The following is a 10,871-nucleotide window of genomic DNA, read 5'->3' on the forward strand; positions in this document are numbered from 1 at the left end:
TGGGTCAGTTCCAGCTCAGGTCGGCGATCTTGAACGCATCGGAGACCCGGTTGGCGGGGATCCCTCCGATGTCGGACTTGGCGATCACGAGGTTCGGGAAGAGGAACAGGAAGTCCGATGCGGCATCCTCGGTGATCGTCTTCGCGATCTCCTTCATTCCGGAGATGTATTCCTCTTCCGTGCCGGTGTCGGCCTTCTCGGCGATCTTCTCGATCTTCGCATCGTCGTAGCCGATGTAGTAGTCGTCGGAGAACACAGTGAGGATATCGCGCGGTTCGGCGTGGTTGATCACCGACATGTCGAAGTCGTGTTCGGTGAACGTCTTGTCCAACCACACGGCCGGGAATTCCTGGGTCTCGATGTTCGCTTTGAGACCGACCTCTTCGAGCTGGGCGGACACGATTTCGGAGATCGCCTTCGCGTACGGCAGGTTCGGCACGGTGAAGGAGAATTCCTCGCCCTTGATTCCGGCGTCGCTGACGAGCTGCTTGGCCTTCTGCGGGTCGTGCTTCCACACCCCGGTGAGATCTTCGTAGTACGGGTCGGTCGGCGGGACCATGGATCCGATGAGTTCACCGTAACCGGCCCAGGCGGTGTCGAGGACGGCCTTGCGGTCGATGGCGTACATGACGGCTTCACGGGCCTTCTTGTCCTTGAAGATGCCGTCCGCGTTGTTCATCGACAGCACGACTTCGCCGTTCGTGGTGCCGGAGACGATCTGGTAGTCGTCGCTTTGGAACTCTCCGGCCAGTTCGGGGGCCTGCAGGTTGGAGACGAGGTCGATCTCTCCGGACTTCAGTGCGTTCGACGCCGAGACCGCGTCCTTGAAGTATTTGAACTGGACCTTCTCCAGGGCCGGCTTCTCACCCCAATAGTCATCCCGGGCGGCGAAGTCGATTGACTGTCCCCGAGTGAACTTCTCGATCTCGAAGGGCCCGGTGCCGATCGCTTCGTTGGCCAGGTCCTCAGTGCCTTCGGTGTCGAACACGGCTCCGACGAGGCTGGTGAGGTTGAACAGCCACGTATTTGAGGGCTTCTTCAGTTCGATCTCGACGGTGTTGTCGTCGGGAGTGTCGATGGACTTGACGATGTCCATCTTCGCCTTGAGTGCGTTCTTCCAGTCCTTCTGCACCCGCTCATAGGAGAATTTCACGTCTTCGCTGGTCAAGTCGGCGCCGTTGGAGAACTTCACGCCTTCCTGCAGTTCGAAGGTGTAGGTCTTGCGGTCGTCGGAGAGACTCCAGTCCTTCGCCAGTGCCGGTTGGATCTCGCCCTCTTCGTCGAGGCGGACGAGGGATTCGTAGACGTTCTCCATCAGTGCCTCGGGGATGGCGACTCCCGAAGTGGAGGTGAAGTCGAGGTTGACCGGTTCGGCGGTGAAGGCGATGCTCATCGAATCCTTCTTCTCCCCGTCGTCGCCGGAGTCCGAAGCTCCCGCCGAACAGCCGGTCAGCAGCATGCTTGCGGCCGCCGCTGCCGCCACCCACTTCATGATGCGCGGAGTCTTCATTGTTCTCCTCGATTTCGCCGACCGCAGAGAGGGTCGTTCGCCAACACTCAAGCACCGTCAGTGTATCCGAAATTCTCACTAGTCGAAGCGCTCAGGTTCACATGTTGGATCAGGTGAGCTGGCCTGTCGGACTCACCGGACGAGAGCATGCGAACCGGTTCTTCGGGCCTCACGGACGGGGCGATGCGCAGCGTCCGGTCGAACTCCCGAACCCGAGCAGGTGACGTGAGACTTCAGAGATTCGTTTCGGCGGCGAGGACCTCGGCGAGAGCATCGAAGGCGATGCGGCGATGTGACCGCGAGTTCTTCTCCTCGGAGCTCATCTGCGCGGTGCTCAGCGTCGACCCGTCGGGGACGAAGATCGGATCGTAGCCGAAGCCGTTCTCCCCCATCGGCTCCGTAGCCAGGCGCCCGGGCATGACGCCTTCGGTGGTGAATTCGCGACCGTCGGCGGTCACCGCGGCCGCTGCGCAGCGAAACTGCGCACCCCGGTGTTCGGCGGCGATGTCGCTCAGCTGCGCGAGCAGGAGCTCGAGGTTGGCTCTGTCGTCGCCGTGGCGTCCCGACCAGCGGGCGGAGAAGATCCCCGGCGCCCCGCCGAGCACGTCGACGCTGATGCCCGAGTCATCGGCGATCGCGGTGCGACCGGTCGCCGCAGCGGCGGCGCGAGCCTTGATGAGGGCATTGTCGGTGAATGTCACCCCGGTTTCGGCGACATCGGCCAGGCCCGCCTCGGCGGCGGTGAGCACCTGGGTGTCGGCGCCGAGGACAGGGCCGAGGATGGCCAGCAGCTCCCGCTTCTTGCCCTCATTGTGGGTGGCGAGGACGAACGTCGTCATCGCGTCAGCACTTCGGACTGGAGGCGAGTGAGTTCGCTGCAGCCGTGCGCGGCCAGGTCGAGGAGTTTGCCGAGCTCGTCGCGATCGAAGGGTGCGCCCTCAGCGGTGCCTTGGACCTCGACGAACTTGCCCGAACCGGTCATCACCACGTTCATATCGGTTTCGGCTCGGGAATCCTCGACATAGGGCAGGTCGAGCAGAGGCTCACCGTCGATGATGCCGACGCTGATGGCGGCGATGGAGTCGATGAGCGGATTGTGGGCTGCGGGGATGAGACCGGTCGAGCGGCCCTTGTCGATGGCATTCGCCAGGGCGACATAGGCGCCGGTGATCGAAGCCGTGCGTGTGCCCCCATCGGCTTGGAGGACGTCGCAGTCGAGGACGAGGGTGTTCTCGCCGAGCTTCTCCATGTCGATGACCGCGCGCAGGCTGCGGCCGATGAGGCGGGAGATCTCGTGGGTGCGTCCGCCCAGCTTGCCCTTGACGGATTCGCGGGTGTTCCTGGAGTCCGTGGCCCGGGGCAGCATCGCGTATTCGGCGGTCACCCAGCCGCGACCCTGGCCCTTGAGCCAGCGAGGCACGCCTTCGGTCAGAGATGCCGCGCAGAGGACACGGGTATTGCCGAACTCGATGAGCGCCGAACCCTCGGCAGTGTTGATCCAGTCGGGGGTGATCCGGACTTCACGGAGTTCGTCTGCCTGACGGCCGTCTGCTCGCACGGTGTGCCTCTTTCATGTTTCGGTTGCGGGTTGGTCTGATGTGCCTTCGCCCCTGCGGCTCCGGCTCACACGGTCCAGGTGGCTCCGGGTTTCGCCAGCTCGATGGGACCGCGGTATTCACCGGCTGCCTCACCGCGGACGATGGAGCAGTCGGTCCAGATCGGAATGTGGGTGAGCACGAGCGCGGACACCTCGGCGTTCTGTGCCACGCGTCCGGCGCGTTTGCCGGTGAGGTGGATCCCGCGAGCGGTGTCGCGGTCTTCCTGGAAAGCCGCTTCGCAGAGGAAGAGGTCGGCATCCTTCGCCGCGGCGACGAGGTTGTCGCATTCGTCGCTGTCACCGGAGTAGGTGATGACGCTGCCTTTCGCGTCGGTGATGCGCAGCGCGTAGGCCTCGACCGGGTGGTCGACGAGGAAGGACTCGACGGTCAGCGACCCGATCTGATTCCGAGTGCCGTGGTCGAGGTCGGAGAATTCGAAGGCATGGTCGAAGTCCGAGTCGTCTCCCCCGTTGGCGACCGGGGACTTTCCGGGATCCGTGTAATACGCCCTCATCAGTCGCTCCTTCGCGCCGGCGGGGGCGAAGACGGGGGTGCGGGTGCGGATCGTGCCGGTGTCGGAGATGTCGCCGTTGAAGAACTTCGGATCGAAGCAGTGTTTGACGTAGAGCCCGGTCATGTCCATGCAGTGGTCCGGGTGCAGGTGGCTGAGGACGATGCCGGAGAGCCGGTCGGTGTCTACGGTCTGCTGCAGGGGGCTCAGCGCCCCGGACCCGAGGTCGAGGATGATGCGAGTCGGCGTGTCCTCTTCCGTTTCGATGAGGTAGCAGCTGGCGAGAGCACCGCGTCCGGGAAAAGAGCCGGCGGTGCCGATGGCGGTGAGTCTCATGTCTCGTCATCCCCCTGCTTCCGGGTCAGCAAGGTCGTTGTCAGTCGGTCCTGAATCCAGGTCAGGAAGTCGTACAGGGTCAGCGTGAGGTCTTCGGACTCGGAGAGCTCCTCACGGCGCGCGTACTTCTCATCCTGCGCGTCCTCGGTGTCGATGCCGAGCCGGACGGCGAGCACGAGCCGCAGATCGTTCAGGCCCTTCATCCACGCCAGGGTCTCGTCGTGGGTCAGGGTGATGTCGTTGCCCTTGCTCAGGCCCAGCAGCACGATGCGCACATTGTGTGCCTTGGCCTGTTTGAGGTCGAATTCGGTCAGCCGCCGGAATTCCGTCGACCGCTCTTCGTCTTCCGGGTCGACATCCGGCAGCAGCCGCAGCAGCGCCGGATCCTCGGGGCGGGGACGGCCGACGAGCCCGAGGCGGGCATCCCAGTTCTCCGAATCCGGTCGGGAGCCGTCCTCGGACCCATCGTCTTCGGAGAGCAGGGCGGCGAGGTCGGTGAAGACCGTGAGCATGAGCGAGCGCTCGTTGTCTTCGAGGCGGAGGACGACATCATCCCCCCGTGCGTCGATGGCTGCCATAGGTCAGTCGGATCCTGAATCGGGTTGGCACGCGGCCCACAGACCGTATTCGTGCATCGCTTGGGTGTCTCTCTCCATGGCTTCGCGGCCTCCGGTGGCGACGACGGAGCGCCCGTTCTCGTGGACTTCGAGCATGAGTGCGTCGGCTTTGTCCTCGGAATATCCGAAGTAGGTCTGGAACACGTAGCTGACATAGCTCATGAGATTGACCGGGTCGTTGAAGACCACGGTTCGCCAGGGCTTAGCCAGGTCCTCGGCCGGTCGAACGTCGACCTCCGGCTCGAGAACTGGTGTCGTTGGGTTGCTCACGTTTCCAGCTTACGGCAGAACACTGACGCTGTCGTGACGTAAGATCGCGCCTATGAGTGATCTCACACGGACCGATTCGACGGCGTTCTTCACGGATCAGTACGAATTGACGATGGTGCAGGCTGCCTTGGAATCCGGCGCCGCCCATCGCAAGAGTCTCTTCGAGGTGTTCGGCCGCAGCCTTCCCGCTGGCCGCCGCTACGGTGTCGTCGCCGGCACCGGTCGGATCCTCGAGATGATCCGCGACTTCCGCTTCGATGATGCGGAGCTGTCTTTCCTCAGCCGCGAGGACATCGTCGACGCCCGCACGATCGACTGGTTGGCGAACTACCGGTTCACCGGCAATATCCGCGGCTATGCCGAAGGCGAGATCTACTTCCCCGGCTCCCCTCTGCTGACGATCGAATCGACCTTCGCCGAGGGGGTCATCCTCGAGACGCTCATCCTCTCCGCGATGAACTACGACTGTGCGGTCGCGTCGGCGGCGTCTCGGATGGCGCAGGCGGCTGGCGACCGCCCCTGCGCTGAGATGGGCGGACGACGCACGAACGAACACGCCGCTGTGGCGGCGGCGCGGGCCGCGGTGATCGGCGGATTCGCATCGACGTCGAATCTCGCCGCTGGACTGACCTATGGTCTGCGGACAATCGGCACCTCGGCCCATTCCTTCACTCTGCTCCACGATTCCGAACGTGAGGCCTTCGCCGCGCAGCTGAAGTCTTTGGGCACCGATACGACTCTGCTGCTCGACACCTACGACGTCGAAGAGGCCCTGGCGACCGCGGTCGAACTCGCCGGTACCGGGCTCGGCGGGGTGCGGATCGACTCGGGTGACCTCATCGAGCAGGCCGGCGAGGTGCGCGAGGGTCTTGACCGCCTCGGCGCTCATGACACGACGATCACCGTCACCAGCGATCTTGACGAGTATGCGATCGCCGCGCTGGCCGCGTCCCCGGTCGACTCCTATGGTGTCGGCACCCGCGTCGTCACCGGTTCCGGCGCTCCGGCAGCGGGACTGGTGTACAAGCTCGTCGCCCGCGCCGATGAAGCCGGTGAGTGGACCTCGGTGGCGAAGCACTCATCGGGCAAGCCCTCTCGCGGCGGGCACAAGGAGGCGCTGCGCCTCATCGACGGCGCGATTGCGGTCGAGGAAGCCGTCGGCATTCCGGCCCTGCCCGATGATCTCGGTGAGGGTCGTCGTCTCAGCGTCGATCTCGTACGCGACGGTGAGGTCGATGAGTCCTTCACCGGAGCCGCGGGTGTGAAGAAGGCCTGTGCCCGCCACGATGAGTCTTTGGCGGAGCTGCCGCGTTCGGCGCGTCGACTGCAGGACGGCGAGCCCGCCATTCCCACAGTCTTCTATTCCGCCTGATCTCCTGCGGCCGGACCGCCTCGGCGGCCGCACCGCCCTCCTCCGTCGGCTTCGGGGTCCGGCCCGGCGGCGTCACTTCTTGCCGATGAACCAGCCCTGGAGCTTCTTGATCCGGGCTTGGATCTGCTCACGCGTGGCCTGAGCGACCGCCGGTCCCCCGCACGCTTTGCGCAGTTCGACGTGCACGTTCTGGTGCGGTGTGCCGGTGCGCCTGGACCAGGCGCCCACGAGGCTCTGCAGCTGGTTGCGCTCTTCCTTCATCGCTCGGTGTTCGAGTTCGCTGGTCTCGACTTCCGGTGCCGGAGGGCCCGTGGCCGTCTTGCGTTTGGCCTGACGTGCCTGTTGGGTTCGCAGCAGTTCGTGGACCTGGTCGGGTTCGAGCAGGCCGGGGATCCCGATGAAATCGAGTTCGTCTTCGGAGCCGATGGCACCGCCGGTGCCGAATTCGCCGCCGTCGAAGAGCACTCGGTCGAACAGGGCTTCCGCGCCGAGGGCTTCGAACGAGCCGAGCTGGTCGGAGGAGGCGCCCTCATTCCGGTTCGCCTGCTCCATGGCCTGGTCGTCGAAGACGACGACATCATTCTCGTCCTCGGTCTTCGGCCGGTCGAGAGCGTGATCGCGTTCGGCTTCCATCGAGTTCGCCAGGGCCAGCAGCACCGGCACGGACGGTAAGAACACCGAGGCGGTCTCGCCACGTTTGCGGGCGCGGACGAAACGGCCGATCGCCTGGGCGAAGAACAGCGGAGTCGACGAGGAGGTCGCATAGACGCCGACGCACAGACGTGGAACGTCGACACCCTCGGAGACCATGCGCACGGCGACCATCCACCGGTCGGTGGAGTTCTGGAACTGTTCGATCCGTTCTGAGGCTCCGACTTCGTCGGAGAGGACCACGGTCGGTTTCTCTCCCGTGATCTCATGGAGGCGTTTGGCGTAGGCGCGGGCTGCGTCCTGATCGGTGGCGATGACGAGTCCGCCGGCGTCGTGGACGGTGCGGCGGACCTCGGTCAGCCGGATGTCGGCCGCCTTGAGCACGGCCGGGATCCAGTCGCCCTTCGGGTCCAACGCGGTGCGCCAGGCCTGGGAGTTGATGTCCTTGGTCGTCTCCTCACCGAGGACGTGCGACATCTCGTCGCCGGCCTTGGTCCGCCAGGTCATGGCGCCGGCGTAGGCGAGGAACAGTACGGGACGGACGACCGAGTCCTTCAGTGCCCGGCCGTAGCCGTAGGAGTAGTCCGCCACCGAGGTGCGGATGCCGTTCTCGTCGGGCGCGTACGTGACGAACGGAATCGGTGAGGTGTCCGAACGGAAAGGGGTTCCGGTCAGAGACAGCCTGCGCACGGCAGGACCGAACGCCTCGCGCACGGCATCACCCCACGACAGCGCGTCTCCGCCGTGGTGGACCTCGTCGAGGATGACGAGGGTGCGGCCGGCCGCTGTGCGGTTGTGATGGAGGACCGGTTTCGCGGCGACCTGCGCATAGGTCAGTGCGACACCGTGGTAGCCGGGTGCGTGCTTGCCCTGAGAGTTCTTGAAGTGGGGGTCGAGCTTGATCCCCACACGGGCTGCGGAATCGGCCCACTGCACCTTGAGGTGCTCGGTGGGTGCGACCACGGTCACGCGGTTGACGACCCGTCGGGCCAGGAGTTCGGCGGCCAAACGCAGAGCGAAGGTCGTCTTACCGGCCCCGGGGGTCGCGACAGCGAGGAAGTCCTTGGGTTCGGTCTTGAAGTAGAGCTCGAGAGCCTCCGCCTGCCAGGCACGCAACTTTCCGGCTGTTCCCCATGCCGCACGTTCGGGGAAAGCCGGTGGAAGCTGTTCTGCCGCGGAGGTCCCTGGAGCTCCAGGGAGCTGTTCCGCGGACATCTACTCCTGCGGTCCTTCGGACATCGTTTCGTAGATCTCTTTGCACTTGGGGCAGATCGGGAACCGCTCGGGATCGCGAGTGGGAACCCACACCTTTCCGCACAAGGCGATCAGCGGAGTCCCAGTCACCATGGACTCCATGATCTTGTCCTTGGGCGCGTAGTGGCTGAAGCGCTCGTGATCTCCGGGCTCGGCAAGCTGCTCGGTCTGCTCGCGCTCGATCGTTGCTGAACCGCCTGAAGCTGGAATGGTCATGGCTCCATTGTAGTTCCCTAGAATGAGAGTCATGGACCAGGCCTACGACGAATCCCTCACAGAACGCTACCGCGAGCTCAGCGATGACATCGCCGCGGCAGTCGCCATCGTGTCTGCCACCCGTGGCAGCGCTCTTCACGCCATCACCGTCGATTCGTTTCTCGACGTGTCCTACGATCCGCCGACCATGGCGGTGAGCATCTATTCCGGTTCAAGGATGATGGAGACCTTGGAGACGAGTTCGCATTTCGCGATCTCGCTGCTGAATTCGGATCAGCGGGATATCTCCGAACGCCTCGGAGCGTCGGGCCAACCGCTCTACGGGTCCCTCAAGGGGGTGGACACCTTCCCCGCCCCACAGGCGGGTCAGCCGGTGCTCACCGAGGCTCTCGCATGGTTCGAGCTCGAACTCACCGAGGTGCTCGACGTCGCCACGCACAATATCGTCGTCGGTCGGGTTGTTGCTTTGGGCGCGGGGACGAATGCCGGAACGAATCGTCCTCTGCTGCGCTGGCGCAAGGGATACGGCACCATCGGACAGCGCTGAGACTCGGCTGCGCCCAGCACACGAACGAGGCCCTGCCCACGGCCGACACTCTTCGCAGCGAAGGAAGTCGGCGGTGGGCAGGGCCGTCCAGTTGTGGCACCCGATGGCGCGCCTCAGGCTGTCGCCTGTCCCCCAGCTGCCATCGGCTCGGCCGTGGCTGCCCGGTTGCTGCCGCTCAGCCGTGGGCTGAGCGGTCGGCAGGGGAGGAGGTCAGACGACCCCTTGGGCGAGCATGGCTTCGGAGACGCGGATGAAACCGGCGATGTTGGCGCCGGAGACGTAGTCTCCGGGCTGACCGAACTCATCGGCCGCGGCCGCGCAGCTGTCATGGACATCGCCCATGATCTCGGCGAGCCGCGCCTCGGTGAAGTCGAAGTCCCACGAGTCGCGGCTGGCGTTCTGCTGCATCTCGAGGGCGCTGGTTCCCACGCCTCCGGCGTTGGCGGCCTTGCCGGGAGCGAAGAGCACTCCGGCTTCGGAGAAGATCTTCACGGCCTCCGGGGTGCACGGCATGTTCGCCCCCTCGGCGAGGGCGATGAGACCGTTCTTGACCAAGGTCGAGGCCGAATCCGCGTCGAGCTCGTTCTGCGTCGCACAGGGCAGTGCCACATCGACCTCAACATCCCAGACGTTTCCACCTTCATGGTAAGAGGAACGTCCGCCGTGCTCCACAACGTAGTCGGAGATCCGACCGCGCTCTTCGAACTTGATGCGCTTGACGAGTTCGGTGTCGATTCCGTCCGGGTCGTGGATGAAGCCGGATGAGTCGGACATCGTGATGACGGTGCCGCCGAATGCGGTGACCTTCTCAGCGGCGAACACAGCGACGTTGCCCGACCCGGAAATCGAAACCGTACGTCCGTCGATGTTCTTCTTCGCCGCGGCGAGCATGTCCTTGAGGAAGTAGACGACACCGAAGCCGGTGGCTTCCGTGCGGACCATGGACCCTCCGTAGGACAGACCCTTACCGGTGAGGACACCGGCTTCGTAGGAGTTCGTCATACGCTTGTACTGTCCGAACAGATAGCCGATCTCACGGCCGCCGACGCCGATGTCACCGGCGGGAACATCGCGGTATTCGCCGATGTGGCGTGAGAGCTCGGTCATCAGCGACTGGCAGAAGCGCATCACTTCCTGGTCGCTGCGGCCCTTGGGGTCGAAGTCTGCTCCGCCCTTGCCGCCGCCGATGGGCAGCCCGGTGATCGCGTTTTTGAAGATCTGTTCGAAACCGAGGAACTTGACGATACCGAGGTTGACCGAGGGGTGGAATCGCAGACCGCCCTTGTAGGGTCCGAGAGCCGAGTTGAACTGCACGCGGAAGGCACGGTTGATCTGAACATCGCCGGCGTCGTCGATCCATGGAACCCGGAAGATGATCTGACGTTCGGGTTCGCACAGACGTTCGAGTGCGGAAAGCTCCAGGTACTCGGGATGCTTATCCACGACGGGGCCCAGGGAATAGAGGACTTCCTGTACCGCTTGGTGGAACTCCGACTCTCCAGGATTACGTTGGAGTACCGTGTCCAAGATTGGCTGCAGTGATGGATGTAGGCTCATACGCCCAAACATACCGTGACACTCATAACATGACTCCGACCGCCCGGATTATGGACACGACTGTCTGGCAACGTCGATTGAGATATAGAACTCGACGGCCTCATATCAGTGTGAGAATGCGCCGAAAGGACGATTCCTCTGATCCGATCGAACGCCATCTCGATGCCCTTAGGAGTTCAATTACGAAAGACAAATACAAAAGGACGGCGGTCCGTCGGTTCCTCGGAATCGACTAAACACCACCACGCCACACTGCCCACAAACCACCAAGAAACACGGTTGTGGTCAGCAGCAACAACGCACCATGAATACGAGGAAGGCCCCGCCCAACCCCCACACAAACAGGAATCAGACGAGGCCACCCCCACCAAAAAATATTGCGGCAGTCACTTACTCTCCCACAACCACCAAGTTGCAGTACCATCAGCGCGC

At 63.9% G+C, this 10,871-nt stretch carries 11 protein-coding genes; 2 read left to right on the forward strand and 9 right to left on the reverse strand.

Going from position 1 to position 10,871, the window contains the following annotated elements; translation table 11 throughout:
• Positions 1-4: 4 nt before the first annotated feature.
• The 6 genes from EB836_RS15940 to clpS form a co-directional block, all read right to left on the reverse strand.
• The gene (locus EB836_RS15940; protein WP_135542150.1) at positions 5-1,510 is read right to left on the reverse strand and encodes an ABC transporter substrate-binding protein; all 1,506 of its coding nucleotides are present in this window, start codon (positions 1,508-1,510) and stop codon (positions 5-7) included.
• Positions 1,511-1,743: 233 nt separating this feature from the next.
• Positions 1,744-2,349 (reverse strand): RdgB/HAM1 family non-canonical purine NTP pyrophosphatase, encoded by a 606-nt coding sequence (gene rdgB / locus EB836_RS15945; protein ID WP_135542151.1) that lies wholly within the window; start codon positions 2,347-2,349, stop codon positions 1,744-1,746.
• Entirely contained in the window at positions 2,346-3,068 is a 723-nt protein-coding gene (gene rph, locus EB836_RS15950; RefSeq protein WP_135542153.1) for a ribonuclease PH, read from the reverse strand. Before rph ends, rdgB begins: the two co-directional genes overlap by 4 nt.
• 65 nt (positions 3,069-3,133) lie before the next feature.
• On the reverse strand, positions 3,134-3,955 hold the full coding sequence (locus EB836_RS15955) for an MBL fold metallo-hydrolase (RefSeq protein ID WP_135542155.1): 822 nt from the start codon (positions 3,953-3,955) through the stop codon (positions 3,134-3,136).
• Positions 3,952-4,533 carry a DUF2017 family protein gene (locus EB836_RS15960; RefSeq protein ID WP_135542157.1) on the reverse strand — a complete coding sequence of 194 codons (582 nt, stop codon included), beginning with the start codon at positions 4,531-4,533 and terminating at the stop codon, positions 3,952-3,954. Before EB836_RS15960 ends, EB836_RS15955 begins: the two co-directional genes overlap by 4 nt.
• A gap of 3 nt (positions 4,534-4,536) precedes the next feature.
• A complete protein-coding gene (gene clpS / locus EB836_RS15965; RefSeq protein ID WP_135542159.1) occupies positions 4,537-4,842 on the reverse strand; it encodes an ATP-dependent Clp protease adapter ClpS in 306 nt (101 codons plus the stop codon).
• A 52-nt stretch (positions 4,843-4,894) separates the two neighbouring features.
• Between clpS and EB836_RS15970 the strand changes: the two genes are divergently transcribed.
• Positions 4,895-6,214, forward strand: a complete 1,320-nt coding sequence (locus EB836_RS15970; protein ID WP_135542161.1) for a nicotinate phosphoribosyltransferase — start codon at positions 4,895-4,897, stop codon at positions 6,212-6,214.
• A 72-nt stretch (positions 6,215-6,286) separates the two neighbouring features.
• Here the strand turns inward: EB836_RS15970 and EB836_RS15975 are convergent, their stop codons facing one another.
• Together EB836_RS15975 and EB836_RS15980 are read right to left on the reverse strand one after the other, a co-directional pair.
• Positions 6,287-8,080, reverse strand: a complete 1,794-nt coding sequence (locus EB836_RS15975) for a DEAD/DEAH box helicase (protein ID WP_135542163.1) — start codon at positions 8,078-8,080, stop codon at positions 6,287-6,289.
• Entirely contained in the window at positions 8,081-8,335 is a 255-nt protein-coding gene (locus tag EB836_RS15980; RefSeq protein ID WP_135542165.1) for a DUF3039 domain-containing protein, read from the reverse strand.
• A 31-nt stretch (positions 8,336-8,366) separates the two neighbouring features.
• Between EB836_RS15980 and EB836_RS15985 the strand changes: the two genes are divergently transcribed.
• Entirely contained in the window at positions 8,367-8,882 is a 516-nt protein-coding gene (locus tag EB836_RS15985; RefSeq protein WP_135542167.1) for a flavin reductase family protein, read from the forward strand.
• A gap of 210 nt (positions 8,883-9,092) precedes the next feature.
• Here the strand turns inward: EB836_RS15985 and gdhA are convergent, their stop codons facing one another.
• Positions 9,093-10,439 (reverse strand): NADP-specific glutamate dehydrogenase, encoded by a 1,347-nt coding sequence (gene gdhA / locus EB836_RS15990; RefSeq protein WP_135542169.1) that lies wholly within the window; start codon positions 10,437-10,439, stop codon positions 9,093-9,095.
• Positions 10,440-10,871 lie beyond the last annotated feature (432 nt).

It is taken from the genome of Brevibacterium sp. S111 (assembly GCF_004745075.1).
Taxonomy (GTDB): Bacteria; Actinomycetota; Actinomycetes; order Actinomycetales; family Brevibacteriaceae; genus Brevibacterium.